This is a genomic window from Kitasatospora sp. NPDC023176, assembly GCF_055560495.1.
This window is the reverse complement of record NZ_JBVHIP010000002.1, coordinates 296792-317253: the sequence shown is the minus strand read 5'-3', so window position 1 is coordinate 317253 and position 20462 is coordinate 296792. Positions and strand designations below refer to the sequence as shown.

The following is a 20462-nucleotide window of genomic DNA, read 5'->3' as shown; positions in this document are numbered from 1 at the left end:
GACGCCCCGGGACGCCGGGTGCGCTCAGCCGGTGCGCAGGACCCGGAAGCGGTCGGGGGCCGCCGGATCCCGGTCGGCGACCTGGACCGGCGGCCAGGCCCACTGCCACACACCGGTGCCGGGCGAGCGGGTGAAGCGGATCCGCCCCCGGGTGCCCTCGGCGTCGACATGCGGCCAGGCCCCGGTGATCCGCTCGCGGTCCGTACCGGCGGCACGCAGCACCTCGGCGAGGACGGTGACGGTGTCGTAGCCCTCGAAGCCGACGAAGGACGGCGTCTCGCCCAGCCGCTCCCGAAGGGCCGTCGCCACGCGCTCGCCGAGCGGGCCGAGCCGCTCGGGCAGGTAGCGCAGGAACGGGACGGCCGCGCCCTCCTCGCCCAACAGCGCCCGCCACTCGGCGAACTCCGGCTGCCCCGCCGGGGCACCGATCAGGACCTCGGCGAGGCGCTGGTCACGGCGGACGGCCCGGACGATCGGCACGGCCGGCTCCGGCTGGCCGACCAGCAGGAGCAGGGCCGTCGCGCCGTGCCGGACGAGTTCCTCGCACAGCTCGGCGGGGGCGAACGCCCCGGTGTCGAGTTCGACCACCGTGCCGCCGCGCGGCGCGAGGTGCTCCCGCAGGATGCGGGCGCCGGCGGCCCAGTAGACGCTCGACTGGGTCGCCACGGCGATGCGGCGGTGGCCCGCGCCGAGGAGGAAGTCCGCGTAGATCCGCCAGCCGTGGGACTGCGCCGGGCACAGCCGGGCGACCCGGTCCGTCGGCGCGTCGGTGAGCGCGTCGAGGACGGCCGAGGAGCAGAGGAACGGCAGCCCGAGGGCGTCCGCCCGGGCGGCCACGGCCCGGGCGACGACGCTGTGGTACTCCCCGGCGATCGCGGCCACGCCCAGACCGGCCAGCTCGTCCACGGCGTCCGCGGCCCGCTGGGGATCGGCCGCGGTGTCCCGGACCAGCAGTTCGAGCGGCCGGCCGGCGATCCCGCCGGCGGCGTTGACGTCGCGGACGCCCGTCTCCAGCCCGGCGAGCAGGTGCCGGCCCGCCTCGGCCCAGCCCGGCCGGCTCAGCGGGACGAGCGCGCCGATCGGCACGGACGACCCGCTGGTCCGCTCCGCGCCGGAGGACGGTCGAGGCGTACTCATGGGCTGGCGTCTCCCGCCTGACGGTCCGGTGGCAGGGCGGCCCGGAGCGCCGACCGGAGCGCCGACCGGCGCGGCGGGCAGACCTGCGTGATCACGCGGACATTGCACCCGGTGCGGGGGCCGATGGCAAGCGAATTCTCGGCGGAGCACTCCGCGGACGAAGGACGGCGGCCGGTCCCTGGCCATGGCGGCCCCCGCGGTGTCGGAGCTGTCGCCGGGCACCTGTATGTTGATCAGTCGCCGACCCTGCCGCGCTCCCGTCCCGGGAAGCCGACGCCCGGGTCCGGCCCGGACCGGTGCGCGTCTCGCGGAGGTCGGGCCGTCGGTGCGGGGGGAACTGCGGAGGGACCTCGGCCCGGGGCGGAAAGCCGCTCGACGTCCCGACGTTCCCGAAGGATTCCGTATGACCGTTCCTGTCCCGCCCGACAGCCCGCAGTCCGGGAAGGCGCCCGCCGACGCCGATCCGGGGGCGCCGCTGACCCCGGGGCAGAGCGAGGCTCCGGAGGAGGGCGGGGCCCCGGGTTCCGCCGTGGAGTCCGTGCCTGCTGATGCCGTTTCGTTCGTCAAGTCCGCTGTGGCTGTCGACGCTCCCGCCGATGCCGGGCCGGAGAGGCCGCTGACTCCGGAGGAGGGCGGGGCCCCGGGTTCCGCCGTGGAGTCCGTGCCTGCTGATGCCGTCTCGTTCGTCAAGTCCGCTGTGGCTGTCGACGCTCCCGCCGATGCCGAGCCGGAGACGCCGCTGACCCAGGAGCAGGGCGAGGCCCCGGCTCCTGCCCCGGCTCCCGGGCCCGCCCCTGCCGGCGCTCCCGCCCCTGCTGGCGTTCCCGCTGCGGTCGGCGTTCCCGCTGCGGTCGGAGCCCCCTCGCCGTTCGCGCCTCCGGCCGGTGACCCGCCTGCCGCAGCCCCTTCGCCGTTCGCGGCCCCGGCCGGCGGCCCCGGCGGGTACCCGGGTGCGCCGTACTGGCCGCAGTACCCGATAGCCGCGCCGCAGCCCCGCAACGGCCTGGGCACCGCGGCGATGGTGCTCGGGATCGTGGGCGTCGTCCTCGGCTTGCTGGTGGTCTTCTTCTGGCTGTCCTGGCTGCCGTCCCTGCTCGCGCTGATCTTCGGCATCATCGGCCTGGGCTACGCGCGCAAGCGCCAGGCGACCAACCGGGGAATGGCGCTCGCCGGCGTCATCCTGGGCGTCGCCGGCCTGCTCGTCTCGGTGGGCGGCGGAGTGTTCGTCGCGGTGGGGGTGCACGCGGCGAACGAGGACCGCAAGGCGGCGGCGAGGGCCGCCCAGACCCGGGCGGACGAGGAGGAGCGGGCCGCCGCGGAGCGGCAGGCGAAGGCGAAGGAACGGCTCGACGCCGCGAAGAAGAAGATCGAGGAGGAGCAGCAGGCGCGGGCCGCCGACGAGAAGGCCCGGCACCTGTCGTTCGGCCAGTCCTACACCTTCGCGGACGGGCTGAAGGTCGCGGCGGCCGCGCCGGAGCCGTACGTCCCGGACGAGACCGTGTTCCAGGCGCCGAAGAACTCCAAGATCATTCAGCTGAAGATCACCGTCGTCAACACCGGCTCCAAGGACGTCTCGCTCACCGCATCGGGGCTGCCCTCCGTCAAGGACAGCAACGGAGGCCTCGTCACCACGCTGATCGACGGCAGCGGCCGGATGAAGATCCTCAAGGGCTCGCTGGCCCCGGGGGAGCAGGCCACCGGCGTGTCCGCGTACGCCCTGCCGAACAGCGCGGCCGACCCGTTCTCCGTCCAGTTCACCTACTACGGCGCCGGGGGCATGAAGACCGTCACCTGGACCGGCTCTCCCAGCTGACCCCGGACACCGATGGACCCCCGGGCGGAGGCCGCTCGGGGGTCCATCGGGTGTCAGGAGGCGTGTGCGAGGCCGACCCGGTCGGCAGCGCCCTGCGACTGCGTCGACCTGACCTACCGACCCGTCCGGGATTCCCGGCCGTCGAGCGATGAGTGGCCCGCGTGAGGGCCCACGCGCCGGTCGGCGCCGGGGTCGGCTCGTTCGCCGGGACGGGGGTAGGTCGGGGAGAGGCGGTCCGACCTACCTCTCCCCGCCGTTCACCTGAACGGCGGACCCTAGGGCCACGGGTAGCCCAGTTGCTCGGGGTTGTCACCTCCGCAGAGCTCGGCGGTGGCACGGGGATCGCCCGCCGTCAGCTGCGCTTCGAGGCGCTCGGCCTGGGCCGACGGGTCGGCTGCGGAGATCGGGAGGGTCATCAGGAACTGGGCCCAGGGCAGATCCGTTTCCTCCCGGCCAGGAGGATGCCGCAGGACGACCTCGATCCGATCGGGTTCCGCGCGCGAGGCCCAGACGGCTTCCAACTCGCACTCCCACCTGGCGAGCCAGTCCTCACGTTCACTCAGCCCCGCTTCGAGCAGCGTCGCGACCACCGCTGCCGGCCACTCCCAGCCGCGGTCCTCTTCGGCTCGCAGGACCTCGGCCTCGTACTGATCCGCGGCGAACCGGAACTCCGGCAGGTCGAGGTCCTGATCGGCCGGATCGCGCCAGCCCGCCCAGACGACATGCTCCCCGGCACGCCTGACCGTCACGTACAGGGAACCGCAGCACCGCTCCAGGCCGCACCCGGCCACACCGAGACGGACCTCGTGGGGCGTGGCAGCGGCACGCAACGGCCTGGCCCGGCGCAACAGGTACCGGGGGCCCGCTCCCACATACCAGGGGCCTCCTTCCCCGCCACGTGGGGACAGGTCGGCCAGGAGATCCCGGCCGTTGACGACCGGGCGGATCTCGGTGCCGCCCTCGCCGGACGGCGGGCAGACGATGCTCAGGCCGAGAAGGTCCGGTTCGGTGGTCATCGGCCAATGATCGCGGAGCCGGCCGCAGCTGTCATGTGAGTTCGCACGGCCCCCGCTCAGGCGGCAGTTCGGGCCGGGGTCGGGGACGGGGCGTACGGGCACCAACTCGCCAGGCTGGCCGGAATGATGGTTCCGGATCGGCCGAACACACGGTCTTTTGGACAGCGGACGATCAAGCTCTTGATCTACCGTCGGGTGACTTCTACATTGCCGTGCAATGTGACACTGAAGCGACCGAAACGGCGTGCCTGGGGGACCGGTGCCGGACACCGCACAGCAAGTACCGCGCCAGGCCGCCGAGAAGCTGCCCCGGGTGTTCTACCGGCTGGCGCTGGGCGATGCCCTGTCCACCTACGGGAGCCAGCTCGACCTGGTGGCGCTCAGCCTGTTCGCGTACGAGGCGGCCGGGAACGCGCTCGGCACGGCGGGGTACCTGATCCTGCGGCTGACCGGCGGTTTCGCCGGTGGAATGCTCGCCGGGCGGCTGGTGGCCCGGACCGACCGGCGGCGGCTGATGACGGGCTGTGCGCTGGCCCAGGCGGTGGCGCTGGTGGTGGTCGCCCTCGTGCCGCCCTCCGCACGCATCCCGGTGCTCTACCCGCTCGCGCTGGTCTTCGGCGGCGCGGCCGCGGTGTGCGCCGTCGCGCTGCGCACCAGCATCCCGGAGATGGTCGGCTCCGAGCGCCGGGCCCGCGCCAACAGCCTGATGGCGAGCTGCCGTTCGGCCGCCATGGTGCTCGGTTTCGCCTCCGCGGGCGTGGTGGTCGCCTGGGCCGGGTTCCGGGCGGCCCTGCTCATCGACGCGGCCAGCTTCCTGGTGTTCGCCGCCGTGGTGTTCCGGCTGCCGCTGCGCACCCGGCCCGAGCCGGTCGAGCAGTCCGCGGTGGATCCCGCCGGTGACACCGGCGACGCCGCTGGAGCGAGGAAACGATTCGGCAGTCAGTGGCAGGCCCTAATCGTCCTGCGGGCCGCCCCGGTGGTCGGTGCGATGGCCGGGATCCGGCTACTGGACGCCTTCGGCTCGGCCGCGCACAACATCAGCCTGCCCGTCTTCGCCAACCAGCACGACCCCGGCAACCCCGCCGCGGTGCTGGGCATGTTCTGGGCCACCTGGGCGGTGGGCAACCTCGGCGCCCAGCAACTGGTCTCCCGGCTCCTGCTGCGCCGGGGCATCGAACCGGGCGAACGCGCCTTCGCCCTGGGCACCTGCCTGATGTCCGGCTGCTTCATCCTGGTCTTCACCGGGCTGCCGACCCCGCTGTTCCTGCTGGTGGCGATCGGCGCGGGGCTCGGCGACGGCTTCACCGAGATCTCGTACACCACCCGGATCCAGGCCCTCGCCGACGAACGGCGCGGGCAGGCCTTCGGGTTGCTCGCCTCCGCCGAGAACGTCGGCATGGGCACCGGCATGCTGCTGAGCGGATCCCTGCTGGCGCTGCTCAGCCCGCTGACCGTGGTCGGCGTCTCGCACGCCGTCCCGATCGTGCTGGCGCTCGGCTTCCTGGTCCTGGTCACCCGCTCCCGCTCCCGCAGGCACTGAAACGCACAGCCCGGCACCGTACCGCCCGTCACCGCCGCACAGCCCGTCGCCGTACCGCCCGTGACCGCACCCACACGTACCGCGCCACCGGATCCGCCGACGCCCACAAGGCCGCAGGCCACCCCGATCCGCCCACCCTCCGCACCCCGGGGCCGCCCCACCCGCGCGCGCCCCGCACCGATCCGAAAGGTGCCGTCGCTGATGAGCCCCACCGGTTCCGACCGCGCCCGGCTGCGCGCTCTGGAGGCCCGGCTGCTGCTGCGTCCCGAGGTCGCCGACTGCGCACTGCTGCCGGTCGAGCGCGCCGACGGCCGCCGCGGCCTGCTGGCCTACCTGGTGCCCGCCGTCGACACCGACCCCGCCGCCCTGCGCCGCCGGGCCACCGCGGCCCTGCTGGACGCCGACCCGGGCACCGAGGTGCACCTGCTGGACGGCATCGTCCGCACTCCGGAGGGCGAGCCCGACCGCGCCGCCCTCGCCGCCGCCGCGGCCCGGCCGCCGGCCGAGCCCGGTCCCGCCCTGCGCCACCTGCGCGAACTCACCGCGCACTGGCGGCCGTTCGGCGCGGCCACGGAAGCCTCCACGGCTGCCCACACGCCTGCCGCTCCGGACGACGCGGAAACAGACGAGGCCGGGACCGAGGCGGTCGGTGCCCCGCTGCCCGAGCCGCCGCCGGACGCGCCCCGGACGCTGCCCGAGGCCCTGCTGCGCGCCGCCGAGCAGCACCCCGGGCGCGGCCTGCACCTGGTCCGGGCCGACGGCGGGGCGACCAGGCTGACCTACCGCCGACTGCTGGAGCGGGCCCGGGGGACCCTCGCCCTGCTGACCGCCGCCGGACTGCGGCCAGGAGACCGAGTCCTCCTCCAACTGCCGGAGCCGGAGGACTACTTCACCACCCTGTGGGCCTGCCTGCTGGGCGGGGTGCAGCCGGTCACGGTGGCCCGCCCGCCGGCGTACGACCAGCACAACCCCGTCCTGGAGAAACTCTGGCACGCCTGGCAGACCCTGGAGCAGCCGCCGGTGCTCGCCGCCGGCCCGGCGGTGGCGGGCCTGGCACGGCTCGGGGAGCTCTACCCGGCGCCCGGCCTGCGGGTCATCGCGGTCGACCGGCCCGCCGCTGACGGCACGGCACCCGCCCGCACCGGCGCCGAGCACGCCCCGGACCCGGGCGACGTCGCGATCCTCCAGCTCTCGTCCGGCAGCACCGGCCGCTCCAAGGCGGTGCAGATCACCCATCGCGGCATCCTGGAGTACGTGGCGGGCGCCGTCGCCCAGGGCACCGCGCCCGAGGACGTCACCGTCAACTGGCTGCCGCTGGACCACGTCGCCGGGCTGCTGATGTTCCACCTGCGCGACGTGGCGCTCGCCGCCGACCAGGTGCAGGTGCCCACCGAGCTGGTGCTCGCCGATCCGCTGCTCTGGCTGGACACGCTGGAGCGCTACCGGGGCGCGCACTCCTGGTCGCCCAACTTCGGCTACCGGCTGGTCGCCGAGGCCGTGCGGGCGGCCGGTCCGGGCCGGCACTGGGACCTCTCCTCGGTCAAGTCCCTGATCAACGCGGGAGAGCAGTGCACCGCGGCGGTGCTGGACGAGTTCCTGGCCGCCACCGGGCCGTTCGGCGTACGGGCGGAGCACGTGCTGCTGGGCTGGGGCATGGCCGAGACCTGCACCGCCATCACCTACAAGCGCTACCACGAGGACGGAGCCCGCCGCCTGGTGCGCACCGACTCGCTGACCGGCCGGCTGGCGCCCGCCGACCCGGACTCCCCGGAGCGCGGCACCGCCTTCCTCAGCATGGGGCGCCCCGCACCCGGCACCCGGATCCGGGTGGCGGGCGAGGACGGCCGCGCCCTGCCCGAGCACCGGGTCGGCCGACTCCAGGTCAACTCCGGCCGGGTGACGCCCGGTTACCTGAACAACCCGGCCGCCGACCGCGAGTCCTTCGTCGGCGACGGCTGGTTCGACACCGGGGACCTCGCCTTCCTGGCCGACGGAGAGGTGGTGCTCACCGGCCGTCGCAAGGAGATCATCATCGTCAACGGGGTGCACCACTTCTGCCACGAGCTGGAGGACGTGGTCGCCTCGGTGGCGGGAGTGCGGTCCGGGCACGTCGCCGCCTTCGGGGTCCCGGACGAACGCACCGGCACCGAGCAACTGGTGATCGCCTACGTGCCGAACGACCCGGACGCCCCCGCACCCCCGGTGACCGCCGAGGTCCGCCGGCTGCTGGCCGCCCGCCGCCAGCCCGCCCCCGCCCTGGTGCTGCCGGTACCGGTGGCCGACTTCCCACGCACCACCAGCGGCAAGATCCAGCGCACCGCCCTGCGCGGGCGCCTGCTCGACGGCGAACTCGACGAGCACATCGTGGCGCTGGACCTGGCGGAGGCCAACTCCCGTACCCTGCCGGACTGCGTGCGCCGGATCGCCTGGGAACCCCGCCCGGCACCGGAGGCCCCCGCCGACCTCACGACCCCGGCAGCCCCGACGACCCCGGCAGCCCCGACGACCCCGGCCGACGGCGACCCGACCGGGCCGACCCTGCTGCTCGGCCCCGCCGGGCCCGGCACCCTCGTCGAGGCGCTGCGCGCCGCCCTGCCGGGGGCCGTGGTGGTGGACGAGCCGCCGACCGCCGACCCCGGGCAGTGGCTGCGGGCGCTCGGCGAGGAGCGCCCCGGGCGGGTGGTGCACCTGTGGGGCGCGGCCTGCGGCGGCGCGGCGTGGCCCGCGGACGCCGCACCGCCGGACGAAGCGCTGCTCGCCCTGCTGCGGGCCCTCGCCGACCGGCCGCCGACCGGCGAGCTGGTCACCGTCAGCGCCGGACTGCACGCCGTACTGCCCGGCGAACTCCCGGATCCGGCACCGGCGTTGACGGCGGCGCTGACCGCCGGCGCCGGCGCCGAGCAGCTGGTGCCGGCCGCCCGGCACATCGACCTGGCGACCGGACTGCCACCCGCCGAGCAGGCCGCCGCGCTGCTCGCCCTGCTGGCCGAGCCCCGGCCGGAGCCCGAGTGCGCCTGGCGCGCGGGCCGCCCATGGGTGCCCCGGCTCGGCCCGGCCGGGCCCGCGACCGATGCCGAAGGCTGCTCGCTGCTCGCTCCCGGCGCCCGCTACCTGGTCACCGGCGGCCTCGGCGGGATCGCCGCCGAGCTGCTGCCCGGCCTGCTGCGCGACCACGGCTCCCGGCTGCTGGTGATCGGCCGCACCGACCTGGACGCGCCGACCGCCGAGGCGGCCGAACGCCGCGCCGCGCTGCACCGGCTGTCCGCGTACGGCGGCCGGGTCGACTACCGCCGCGCCGACGTGACCGACCGCGAGCAGCTGGCCGCGGTGGTCGCCGAGGCCGAACGGGACTGGCAGGCACCGCTGGACGGCGTGCTCCACCTGGCCGGCGCCTACCGGATCGCCCTGCTCTCCGGCACGGACCGCGACAGCTGGCGCGCGGCGGTGCGCGCCAAGACGACCGGTACGGACCACCTGATCGAGCTCGTCCGCCGGCGGCCCGGCGCCCAGTTCGTCGGCTTCTCCTCGATGGTCGGCTTCCAGGAGGCCGTCGGCTCCACCGCGTACGCCGCCGCCAACCGCTACCTGGAGAGCGCGGTCGAGCGGCTGCACCGGGAGACCGGCACCCCGGCCTGGAGCATCGCCTGGGGCCTGTGGAGCCGGGTCGGCATGAACCGCGCCACCGACCACGAGCAGGCCTCCGCCGCCCGGGGCATCGCCGTGCTGAGCGCCGCGCACGGCCGCCGGCTGGCGACGCTGCTGCTGGCCGGCCCCCCGGGCCGCTGGTACGCCGGGCCCGATCCGAGCGCTCCCGCCGCGCGCCGCCGCCTGCTGGCCACCGCGCCACGGCCGGTCCCGGAGGTGGCCGCCGGCCGTCCGGCCGAGGGGCGGCCCGCGCCCGCCCCTGGTGAACCGGCCGGAGCCGCCGCCCCCGCCGTCGCGGAGCTGCGCCGGACCGTCCTGGACGCCTTCGAGGCGGTCCTCGACGCCCCGCTCGACCCGGCCCACCCGCTGGTCGAACTCGGCATCGGGTCACTGCAGTTGATGCGGGTGCACGGCGCGCTGAGCGCGGTGCTGCCGACGCCCCCTTCGCCCACCGAACTGTTCCGGCACCCCACCGTGGACGCCCTGATCGCCCACCTGGCCGAGGCACCCGCCGTGTCCGCCGCGCCCACGGCCGCCCCCGTGGCCGGCAGCCCCGACGACCGCCGGGTGGCCATCGTCGGCCTGGCCCTGCGCTTCCCCGGCGCCGACACCCCCGAGCAGTACTGGCGCAACATCGTCGACGGGGTCCGCAGCACCACCCGGTTCACCGAGGAGGAGCTGGCGGCGGCCGGCCTGCGCCCCGAGGAGTACCGCCACCCCGACTACGTCCCGGTGACCGGGGCGCTGCCCGACACCGACCGGTTCGACGCCGAGGCCTTCGGCATCAGCGGCACCGAGGCCGCGCTGATGGACCCCCAGCAGCGCCTGCTGCTGGAGATCTGCCGGCAGGCCCTGGAGGACGGCGGCTACGACGCGCCCGACCCGCACCGCCGGGTCGGCGTCTTCGCGGGCACCGGGATGACCCTGTACGCGCTGCGCACCTACTACCAGCACACCCTGGCCGCCACCGTCGACCCGGCCGAGCCGGTGCCCGCGCTGCAGACCGCGATCGGCAACCAGGCCGACTTCGCCGCCACCCGGGTCGCCTACCGGCTGGGCCTGACCGGCCCGGCGATCGGCGTGCAGACCGCCTGCTCCACCTCGCTGGTCGCGGTGCACCTGGCGGCGCAGTCGCTGCTGGCCGGGGACTGCGACCTGGCCCTGGCCGGGGCCGCCGCCCTGCACATCCCGCAGGCCGCCGGCTACCGCTACCAGGAGGGGTCGATCCTCGCCCCCGACGGCGTCTGCCGGGCCTTCGACGCGGCGGCCGCCGGCACCGTCGGCGGCAACGGGGTCGCGGCCGTCCTGCTCAAGCGCCTGGACCGGGCACTGGCGGACGGCGACACCGTGCACGGCGTGATCCTCGCCTCGGCCGTCAACAACGACGGCGGGCAGAAGGTCGGCTACACCGCGCCCAGCGTGGACGGCCAGGCGGCGGTGGTCGGCCGGGCCCTCGACCTCGCCGGGGTGCCGGCCGAGAGCGTCGGCTACATCGAGGCGCACGGCACCGGCACCCCGCTGGGCGACCCGATCGAGTTCCGGGCGCTGGCCCAGGCGTTCCGCGCCCGGACCCAGGCCGCCGACTTCTGCTCGCTCGGCTCGGTCAAGCCCAACATCGGCCACCTGGACACCTGCGCCGGAATGGCCGGGCTGATCAAGGCCCTGCTGGTGCTCCGGCACGGCACCATCCCGCCGCTGGTCGGCTTCAGCCGCCCCAACCCCGCGCTGGAGCTGACCGGAAGCCCGTTCCGGCTCTCCGCCCAGCGCCACGACTGGCCGGCCGGCCCCACCCCGCGCCGGGCCGGGGTCAGCGCGCTGGGCGTCGGCGGCACCAACGCCCACCTGGTGCTGGAGGAGGCGCCCGCGACGGCCGCACCCCGTGGCATCGACGGCCCCGGCCCCCGGCAGGCTCCGACCGTGCTGCCGCTGTCCGCCCGCACCGAGCAGGGCCTGGCCGACCTGGCCCGCCTGCTCCGCGACCGCCTCGCCACCGGGCCCGCGCCCGCCCCCGGCGACCTGCCGCTCACCCTGGGCGGCGGCCGCCGGGCGCTGCGCCACCGCCTCGCCGTCACCGGAGCCGGCCCCCAGGAGCTGCGCCGCGGCCTGGAAGCCCACGTGGGCCCGGCCCCGGCGGGCCGCACCACCGGAGCCGTACCGGTCCGCCGCGAGGCCCGGCGCGGCGACGTCCAGCCGGTGCTGCTCTTCACCGGCCAGGGCGCCCAGTACCGGGGCATGGCCGCCGAACTCCACCGCGCCTTCCCGGTGTTCCGGGCCGTCCTGGAGGAGTGCGACCGGCTGCACCGCGAGGCCTGGGACGAACCGCTGCTGCCGCTGCTGCTCGACGCCGTGCCCCAGGGCGCCGACGACGCCTGGACCACCGAGGCCGCGCAGCCCGCGCTGTTCGCCCTGCAAGCGGCCTACCTGAGGCTCTGGCAGGAACTCGGGCTCCGCCCGGCCGCGGTCGCCGGGCACAGCGCCGGCGAGTACGCGGCCTTCCACGCGGCCGGCGCACTCGACCTCGCCGACGGGATGTTCCTCACCGCGCTGCGCGGCCGGCTGATGCACCGGGCGACCGGGCCCGGCGCCATGACGGCGGTGATGGCCGGTCCGCAGCGGCTCGCCGCACTCGCCGACCGGCTGCCCGGGGTGGAGCCGGCCGTGGTCAACGGCGCCGGCCAGTGCGTGCTGGCCGGCCCGCCGGAGGAGATCGCGGCCGCGGAGACCGCCCTGGCCGCCGAGGGCGTGCGCACCGAACGCCTCACCACCGACCGGGCGTTCCACTCCCGACTGCTCGACCCGGTGCTCGAACCGTTCCGCGAGCAGCTCGCCCGGCTGCGCCTGCGGCCGCTGACCGTACCGCTGGTGAGCAACCTGGGCGGCGAGGTGCTGGCCCCCGGCACGGTGCCCACGCCCGACTACTTCGTCCGGCAGACCAGGGAGTGCGCGCGCTTCGACCTGGTGCTGGCCGCCCTGGACGGCCAGGGCCACGAGCTCTTCCTGGAGCTCGGCCCGCACCCGACGCTCACCGGCATGGGCCGCCGGGAGCTGCCGCACCGCCACTTCGTGGCCGGCGCCCGACGCGGCGCACCCCAGGAGCCGCAGTTCGACGCCGCGGCCGCCGCGCTGTGGTCCCACGGCGTCCCGATCGACTGGGCGCGCTTCGCCGCCGCCCGCGACTGGCCGGACGGCCCGGCCCGCCGGGTGCCCCTGCCGACCACCGTCTTCCAGCGCCGCCGCCACTGGTTCACCGCCCCCGACCGGCCGACCACCGAGGACCCCGCCATGCACCAGGCACCGCCGCCCCAGCAGACCGCCCCGGCACCGGCCGCTCCGGAGCCCGTCGCCCCGGTACCCGTCGCCCCGGTACCCGTCGCGAGCCCCGAACAGCTCGCCGAGGAGGCCGTGCTGCGCCGGGTACTGGAACAGACGGCCCGGCAGCTGGGCCATGACGAGGAGGCGGTCGGCGCCGACGACCCCTTCTTCGACCTGGGCGCCGACTCGCTCGGGATGATCAACATGATCCGGGACCTGGAGCGCGCGTTCCGGGTGCGGATCTCGATGCGCGAACTGTTCGAGGCGGCGGACACGCCGGCCCGGCTGGCGGGGCTGATCGCCGGCCGGCTGGAGCCCGCCGTCCGGGACGGGCTGCTGCCGGCGGCCGTGCCCGAGCCGGTCGCGGTCCCCGCGCCGGCTGCGGTCCCTCAGCCGGTGGCGGTCCCTCAGCCGGCTGCGGTCCCTCAGCCGGTCGCGGTCCCTTCGCCGTCTGCGGCCCCGGTGACGGCCCCGGCACCCCAGGCGGCCGTGCCCGTCCTCCCCGCGCCGCCCGTGCCCGTCCTCCCCGCCGCGCCCGTACCCGCCGCCCCGGTCACGCTCCCGCCGCCGGCCGTGTCCGGCCCGGTGACCGACGGCACCGGCCTGATCGAGCGCCAGCTCGCGCTGCTCGGCCAGTTCTCCGACCTGATGCGCGACCAGCTCGGCCTGCTGGCCGGGACCGGGACGGCGCCGCCCGCGCCCGTCCCGGCGGCGGCTCCCGTCGCCCTGCCACCGGCCGTCGCGACCGCCCCCGTTCCCGAAGTCGCCACCCCCGAAGTCCCCGCCGCCGAAGCTCCCGCGCCGTCCGCCCCGCAGGTGCACGGCCCCCGGGTGACCCTGTCCCGCGAGTCCGGCATGGCCGCCGGCGGCCTGACCGAGCCGCAGCGCGCCCATGTGGACGAACTGGTCGCCCGCTTCACCGCCCGCACCGCCGCCTCCAAGGCGGTCACCCGCCGCCACCGGCGCACCCTCGCGGACAGCCGCGCCGTGGTCGGCTTCCGCTCCTCGACCAAGGAGATGCTCTACCCGCTGGCGGCCCGCCGGGCCCGGGGCTCCCGGCTGGAGGACCTCGACGGCAACACCTACGTCGACATCACCATGGGCTTCGGCGTGCTGCTCTTCGGCCACGACCCGGAGTTCGTCACCGAGGCCGTCCGCGAGCACCTGGCCGGCGGGCTGCGGCTGGGCCCGCGCGGCCCGGAGACCGGCGAGGCCGCCGAACTGCTGGCCGAGCTGACCGGCACCGAGCGGGTCGCGTTCGCCAACTCCGGCACCGAGGCGAACGCCGGGGCGATCCGGCTGGCCCGCGCCTTCACCGGCCGGGACAAGATCGTCATGTTCGAAGGCTCCTACCACGGCCACTTCGACCACACCCTGGGCCGGACCGTGGGCCACGGCGCCGACCGGGAGACCGTCCCGGTGTCGAGCGGCATCCCCGGCAGCGCGGTCGCCGACCTGGTGGTGCTGAAGTACGGCGATCCGCAGAGCCTCCAGGTCATCGAGGAACTCGGCGACCGGATCGCCGCCGTGCTGGTCGAGCCGGTGCAGAGCCGCCACCCGGGGCGCCAGCCCGTCGAGTTCGTCCGCGCGCTGCGCGAACTGACCGCCCGCCGCGGCATCGTGCTGCTCTTCGACCAGATGCTCACCGGCTTCCGCCCCCACCTGCGCGGCGCCGAGGGCTTCTGGGGCGTGACCCCGGACCTCTCCACCTACGGCAAGGTGCTCGGCGGCGGCTACCCGATCGGCGCGATCGCCGGGCGCGCCGACCTCCTGGACGGCATCGACGGCGGCCACTGGGACTACGGGGACGACAGCTACCCGCCCCAGGACACCACCTTCTTCGGCGGCACCTACATCCAGCACCCGCTGGCGATGACCGCGGCGGGCGCAGTGCTGCGCCACCTCAAGGAGGCCGGCCCCGGCCTGCAGGAGCGTCTGAACGCCCGCACCGACGAACTGGCCGCGACCCTCAACGGGTTCTTCGAGGAGGAGGAGTTCCCGCTGCGGCTGGCCCACTTCGGCTCGCTGTTCCGGTTCGAGCCGCGCGCCGACGTGGAGCTGTTCTTCCCGGAGCTGCTGACCCGCGGGGTCTACGTCTGGGAGTGGCGCAACTTCTTCCTCTCCACCGCCCACACCGACGGCGACCTGGAGTTCGTGGTCGACGCCGTCCGGGAGTCGCTGCGCGGCCTGCGGCGCGGCGGCTTCTTCCCGGCCTCGCCCGGGGTGCGGCTCCCGGCCCCGCGCCCGGCGGCCGTGCTTCCGGAGCCCGGATCGGAGACCCGTACCGGCACCGAGCCCGTCCCCACCTCGTACCAGCCGGTCCGCGACCCCCAGCGCCCGGTGGACTTCAGCCTCTCCTTCTTCGGCGACTACCCCCTGGACTCCCCGGAGGACGAGAAGTACCGCATCGTCCTGGACAGCGCCCGCTTCGCCGACCGGCACGACTTCCACGCCGTCTGGCTGCCGGAGCGCCACTTCCACTCCTTCGGCGGGATCTTCCCCAACCCCTCGGTGCTGGCCGCCGCGCTCGCCCGGGAGACCAGCAGGATCCGGCTGAACGCCGGCTGCGCGGTGCTGCCGCTGCACCACCCCGTCCGGGTGGCCGAGGAGTGGTCGGTGGTCGACAACCTCTCCGGCGGCCGGGTGGGCCTGGGCTGCGCCAGCGGCTGGCACCCCAACGACTTCCTGTTCTTCCCCGAGAACTACGGCGGCCACAAGGAGTTGATGCACCGCCAGATCGACACCGTCCGGGCCCTGTGGCGCGGTGAGCCCTACCGCGGCCGCAACGGCAACGGGGAGCCGATCGAGGTCACCCTGCACCCGCGCCCGCTGCAGGAGCAACCGCCCATGTTCACCGCCGTCGTGGGCAACCCGGACAGCTTCCGCGAGGCCGCCCGCCACGACCTCGGGATCATCACCAACCTGATGACCCAGGACGTGGAGCAGCTCGCCGAGAACGTCGCCCTCTACCGGCGCACCCGGGCCGAGCACGGCCTGGACCCGGAGGCGGGCCGGGTGGTCGTGCTGGTCCACACCTACCTGGGCACCGATCCCGACACCGCCCGCGCGCAGGCCTACCGCCCGTTCTGCCACTACCTGCGCTCCTCGCTCTCGCTGTTCGGGCAGATGGCCAACAGCCTCGGCCTGACCCTGGACTTCGAGAACACCCGCGAGGAGGACCTGGAGTTCGTGCTGGAGCGCGCCTACGAGCGCTACTGCGCCTCGCGCGCCCTGATCGGCACCCCGGAGAGCGTGCGGTCCGTGCTCGCCGACCTGCGGGCGGCCGGCGCGGACGAGATCGCCTGCTTCGTCGACTTCGGGCTCGCCCCCGACCTGGTGGCCGCCGGCCTGCCGCAGCTCGACGCCCTGCGCCGCGCCACCGCGCACGGCGCCCCGCTGTCCTACGCGCAGCAGCGGATGTGGTTCCTGCACCGGATGCTGCCCGACGCCGCGCAGTACAACGAGGTCAAGGCCGTCGAACTGGACGGCCCGCTCGACCCGGAGGCGCTCGACGCCGCGCTGCGCGCCCTGGTCGAACGGCACGTCGGGCTGCGCACCGTCTTCCGGGAGCAGGACGGCGAACCGTTCCAGCAGGTGCTCCCGGCCCCCCAGGGCCCGCTGCTGGAGCGGGTCCCGACGGACGGGCCGTCGCGGGACGCGGTGGCCGCGCTGGTCGCCGCCGAGGGCGTCCACCGCTTCGACCTGGCCGAGGGCCCGCTGTTCCGCGCCCGGCTGCTGGAGACCGGGCCCGAGCGGCACGTCCTGGTGCTGTCGATGCACCACATCGTGATCGACACCCTGTCCACCGTGGTGATCACCCGGGAGCTGGGGGAGCTGTACCGGGCCGCCCGGGAGCAGCGGCCCCACCGGCTCCCGGCGCTCACCACCACCCCGGCCGCCGAGGCCGCCCGGGAGCGGGCCGCGGTGGCCGCCGGGGCGTACGAGGAGAGCCTCGGGTACTGGCGCAAGGTGCTCGGCGGCGACCTCCCGGTGCTGGCCCTGCCCACCGACCGGCCCCGCCCGGCCGTCCCGGACGGCCGCGGCCGCTCCTACGTCCGCCATCTGCCTGCCGAACTCTCGTCAGGCGTACGGGACTTGGCCCGTAGCCGGCGCTCGACCCTGTTCATGGTGCTGCTCACCGCCTTCGCCGGGGTGCTGCAGCGCTACGGCGGCCAGGACGAAGTGGTGCTCGGCACCCCGCTGGCCAACCGGGCGGAGGGTACCGAGGACCTCGTCGGCTTCTTCGTCAACACCCTGGCGCTGCGCCTGGACCTGTCCGGGGAGCCGGACTTCGCCGAGGCGCTGGACCGGGTCCGCTCCAGCGCGCTGGACGCCTACGAACACCAGCAGCTGCCCTTCGAGGTCCTGGTGCAGGAGCTGAACCCGCAGCGGGACACCAGCCGCAACCCGCTCTTCCAGGTCATGGTCGAGTTCGAGAACCACGCGGTCTTCGACCTGGACCTGCCCGGGGTGACGGCCCGTCCGCTGGACCACGTGGTCGACCGCTCCGCGTTCGACCTGGCGCTGTTCCTCACCAACCTGCCGGACGGCATCCGCTGCCACGTGGAGTACGCCGAGACCCTGTTCGACCGGGCCACGGTGGACCGGCTGTTCGACGCCTTCGAGCGGCTGCTCACCGCCGCCGTCGCCGACCCGGCCCGACCGCTGACCGAGCTGACGGCCGCCCCGGCCGACCCCGCTCTGGAGTGCGGACCCGAAGCGGAGCGGGCGCCCGCGCACCCGCTGGCCAGGGTGGCCGCCACCGTGGCCGCCCAGCCGGACGCCGTCGCCGTGGTCGCGCCCGACGGCACCCGGACCGACTACCGGACCCTGGCCGCCCGGGCCGAGGACCTGGCCCGCCGGCTGCTGGCCGCCGGGGTCCGCGAGGGCAGCCGGGTGGGCGTGCTGCTGCCGCGCTCGGTGGACCAGGTGGCCGCGCTGCTGGCCGTCCTGCGGCTGGGCGCCGTCCTGGTGCCGATCGACCCGGTGCAGGGCGCGGAGCGCTGCCGGCTGATCGCCGCGGACGCCGCACCGGCCGTGCTGCTCACCGCCCCGGGCACGGACCTGATGGGCATCACGCTGCCGACCGTCCACACCGGCGGGGAATCCGGGGCGCCGGCCGTCGAACTGCCGCCGCTGCCCGTCCCCTCGGCGCGGGCCGCCGCGTACCTGCTGTACACCTCCGGCTCCACCGGCCGGCCCAAGGGCGTGCTGATGCACACCCTCGGCCTGGCCTCGTTCCTGACCTGGAACCTCGCGGGCCACCCGGCCGCCCGCACCCTGCAGTACGCCTCCTGCGGGTTCGACGTCAGCGTCCAGGAGGTGCTGACCACCCTGGCCGGCGGCGGCACCCTGCTGCTGATCGAGGAGGAGACCCGCTACGACATCACCGCGCTGGCCGCCGTCGTCCGGGCCACCCGGGCCGAGCGGCTGCACCTGCCGTACACCCCGCTGGCCGCGCTGGTCGAGGCCCTCGGCGAGGAACCGGTGCCCCACCTGCGCGAACTGGTCCAGGGCGGCGAGCAGTTGCTGCTCACCCCCGCACTGCGGGCCTTCCTGGCCCGCAACCCCGGCTGCCGACTGCTGAACCACTACGGCCCCACCGAGACCCACGGGGTCACGGTCGGCGAGGCCGGGCCGGACGGACCGGACCACGTGGCGATCGGCCGCCCCGTCCCGGGTAACCGGATCATGCTGCTGGACCCCGCCGGGCGCCCGACCCCGGCCGGCGCGGTCGGTGAGATCCACGTGCTCGGCGTCCAGGTCGGGCTCGGCTACCACGGCCGGCCGCAGGAGACCGCCGCCGTCTTCACCGACACCCCGGAAGGCCGCCGCTACCGCACCGGCGACCTCGGCCGCTGGCGCCCGGACGGCACCCTGGAGTACCTCGGCCGGGCCGACCGCCAGGTCAAGGTGCGCGGCTACCGGGTCGAACCGGGCGAGGTCGAGACCGTGCTGCGGACCGTGCCGGGCGTGCGCGGCGCGGCCGTGACGGCACGCCGTACCCCGACGGGCACCACGCTCGCCGGGTACGTGCAGTGCGCGGCCGCCGACCTGCCCCGGGTCCGCGACCAGCTGGCCGACCTGCTGCCCGAGCACATGGTGCCGGGGCTCTGGGCCGCGGTCGAGGCGCTGCCGTTCACCACGAACGGCAAGCTCGACGCCGACGCCCTGCCACAGCCGCTGCCGTTGGGCGCCGGCCTGGCCGCCGTCGCCCCGGCCACCGAGCTGGAGCGCACCGTGCAACGGCTGTGGGAGGAGGAACTCGGCCGCCCCGCGGGCGTGGAGACCTCCTTCTTCGACCTCGGCGGCCACTCGCTGGCCGCCACCCGGCTGCTGAACCGGGTCCGCGAGGCGACCGGGCTGCGGATCGGCGTGCTGGACTTCTTCCGCCGCCCCACCATCCGGGCGATGGCCGCCCACCGCCCGGCCGCCGGGCACCGTCCGGCCCCCGCCTACGAGGAGGGCACCCTGTGACCGCCGCCGCGCCCACGGCCGACCAGGCCTGGGACCGGCTGGTCCGGCTGCTCGGCGAACGTGACATCGTGCTGCGCACCACCGGCGACCGGCTCGGCTACCTGGCCCCGCCCGGCGCGCTGGACGAGGAGGTGGCCGGCCTCGTCCGAGCCCACCGGGCACGGCTGCTGGCCGTCCTGACCGACTCCGGCACGGCGCTCGCCGCCGCGCCGGCCGGGCTGGCGCAACGCCGCCTGCACCGGACCCACGGCCGCTCCGCTGACCCGGCGGTGTGGAACATCAGCCAGCGCATCACCCTGCGCGGCCCGCTGGACCCCGAGCGGCTGGCCGCCGCGCTGACGGCGCTGACCGACCGCCACGAGAGCCTGCGGACCCGCTACCGGGACACCGACCTCGGCCTGCTCCAGCAGGTCATGCCGAACACCCCGGTCGACCTGCCGCTCGACGACCTGCGGGCGCTCGCCCCCGCCGCCCGGGACGCGGCGCTCGCCGAGGCCGCCCGGGCGGAGGGCGCCCTGGCCTTCGACCTGGACGGCGCCCGGCTGCTGCGCGCCCGGCTGCTGCGCTCGGCCGATGACACCTGGGTCCTGCTGCTGACGCTCCACCACATCGTGATCGACGGCTGGTCACTGGCCACCCTGCTGGCCGACCTGGGCACGCTGTACCGCGCGGACGGCCGGCGGCTGCCGGCCCCCGGCCGGATGACCGACCACGCCTGCTGGGAGCGGACCGTGGTCACCCCGGCCGCCGTCGCCGAGGCCCTCGACCACTGGACCGAGGTCCTCGGCGGCACCACGCTGACCGTCGAACTGCCCACCGCCCGGCCGCGCCCCGAGCAGCGCTCCGGGCGCGGCGGCACGGCCGGCCTCCGCGTCCCGGCGGCACTGGCCGACGCGGTGCACCGCTACGCCGCCGGACGCTCCACCACCGCCTCGGCCGTGTTCCTGGCCGGCTACGCCCGGCTGCTGGGCGAGCTGACCGGGGCGGCGGAGACCCTGGTGGTGCTCTCCCACGCCAACCGCACCCGGCCGGTCGACGAGCAGGTCGTCGGCCTGCTCACCTTCGGCCTGCCGATCCGGCTGCCCACCCGCCTCCCGGGCGGCTTCGGGGCGCTGGTGGACGCGGCCGGGCGGGCGATCGCCACCGCCCTGGACCACGCCACGGTGCCGTTCGGCCAGCTGGTCGAACGGCTGCGCGAGCGCGGCGTCCGGCTGCCGGAGTCGTACCCGCAGGTCCTGCTCACCGTGCAGAGCACCCCGACCATCGCCCTCGACCTCCCCGGCCTCACCGCCGAGATCGAGGACGTGCCGGGCCCCTCGAACCGCTCCGACCTCCTGCTGCTCCTCGCCCCGGACGCGGACGGGTACGAGGGCCTGGCCGAGTACGACGCCGACCTGTTCGACCCGGAGACGGTGCGGTCCTGGCTGGAGACCCTGGTGGCCGGCCTGGACCGGGAGCTGACGGACTGACCGCCCGGCTCGGCCGGGCCGGAGGACGTGGGCGCCGCACCCGGCCGCACGCC

6 protein-coding genes are annotated in these 20462 nt (G+C 75.9%); 4 read left to right on the top strand and 2 right to left on the bottom strand.

Annotation, left to right across the window (positions count from 1 at the left end; all coding sequences use genetic code 11):
• Positions 1–24: 24 nt before the first annotated feature.
• Positions 25–1137: an ABC transporter substrate-binding protein gene (locus ACZ3YL_RS05540; protein WP_465655612.1), complete on the bottom strand. Its 1113-nt coding sequence runs from the start codon at positions 1135–1137 to the stop codon at positions 25–27.
• A 403-nt stretch (positions 1138–1540) separates the two neighbouring features.
• On the opposite strand from ACZ3YL_RS05540, the gene ACZ3YL_RS05535 reads away from it, so the two are divergent.
• A complete protein-coding gene (locus ACZ3YL_RS05535) occupies positions 1541–2950 on the top strand; it encodes a DUF4190 domain-containing protein (RefSeq protein ID WP_465655610.1) in 1410 nt (469 codons plus the stop codon).
• A gap of 275 nt (positions 2951–3225) precedes the next feature.
• Here the strand turns inward: ACZ3YL_RS05535 and ACZ3YL_RS05530 are convergent, their stop codons facing one another.
• A complete protein-coding gene (locus ACZ3YL_RS05530) occupies positions 3226–3966 on the bottom strand; it encodes a hypothetical protein (protein ID WP_465655608.1) in 741 nt (246 codons plus the stop codon).
• Between the two features lie 259 nt (positions 3967–4225).
• Between ACZ3YL_RS05530 and ACZ3YL_RS05525 the strand changes: the two genes are divergently transcribed.
• The 3 genes from ACZ3YL_RS05525 to ACZ3YL_RS05515 all read left to right on the top strand — a co-directional run bounded on the left by ACZ3YL_RS05525 (position 4226) and on the right by ACZ3YL_RS05515 (position 20409).
• Positions 4226–5506 (top strand): MFS transporter, encoded by a 1281-nt coding sequence (locus tag ACZ3YL_RS05525; protein WP_465655606.1) that lies wholly within the window; start codon positions 4226–4228, stop codon positions 5504–5506.
• A 201-nt stretch (positions 5507–5707) separates the two neighbouring features.
• A complete protein-coding gene (locus tag ACZ3YL_RS05520) occupies positions 5708–18940 on the top strand; it encodes a MupA/Atu3671 family FMN-dependent luciferase-like monooxygenase (RefSeq protein ID WP_465655604.1) in 13233 nt (4410 codons plus the stop codon).
• Entirely contained in the window at positions 18937–20409 is a 1473-nt protein-coding gene (locus tag ACZ3YL_RS05515) for a condensation domain-containing protein (protein WP_465655601.1), read from the top strand. Before ACZ3YL_RS05520 ends, ACZ3YL_RS05515 begins: the two co-directional genes overlap by 4 nt.
• Positions 20410–20462 lie beyond the last annotated feature (53 nt).

What these genes read in the sequence shown, in the direction of transcription:
- ACZ3YL_RS05540 (WP_465655612.1), bottom strand. Translation starts at nt 1,137, where the DNA reads ATGAGTACGCCTCGACCGTCCTCCGGCGCGGAGCGGACCAGCGGGTCG.
- ACZ3YL_RS05535 (WP_465655610.1), top strand. Translation starts at nt 1,541, where the DNA reads ATGACCGTTCCTGTCCCGCCCGACAGCCCGCAGTCCGGGAAGGCGCCC.
- ACZ3YL_RS05530 (WP_465655608.1), bottom strand. Translation starts at nt 3,966, where the DNA reads ATGACCACCGAACCGGACCTTCTCGGCCTGAGCATCGTCTGCCCGCCG.
- ACZ3YL_RS05520 (WP_465655604.1), top strand. Translation starts at nt 5,708, where the DNA reads ATGAGCCCCACCGGTTCCGACCGCGCCCGGCTGCGCGCTCTGGAGGCC.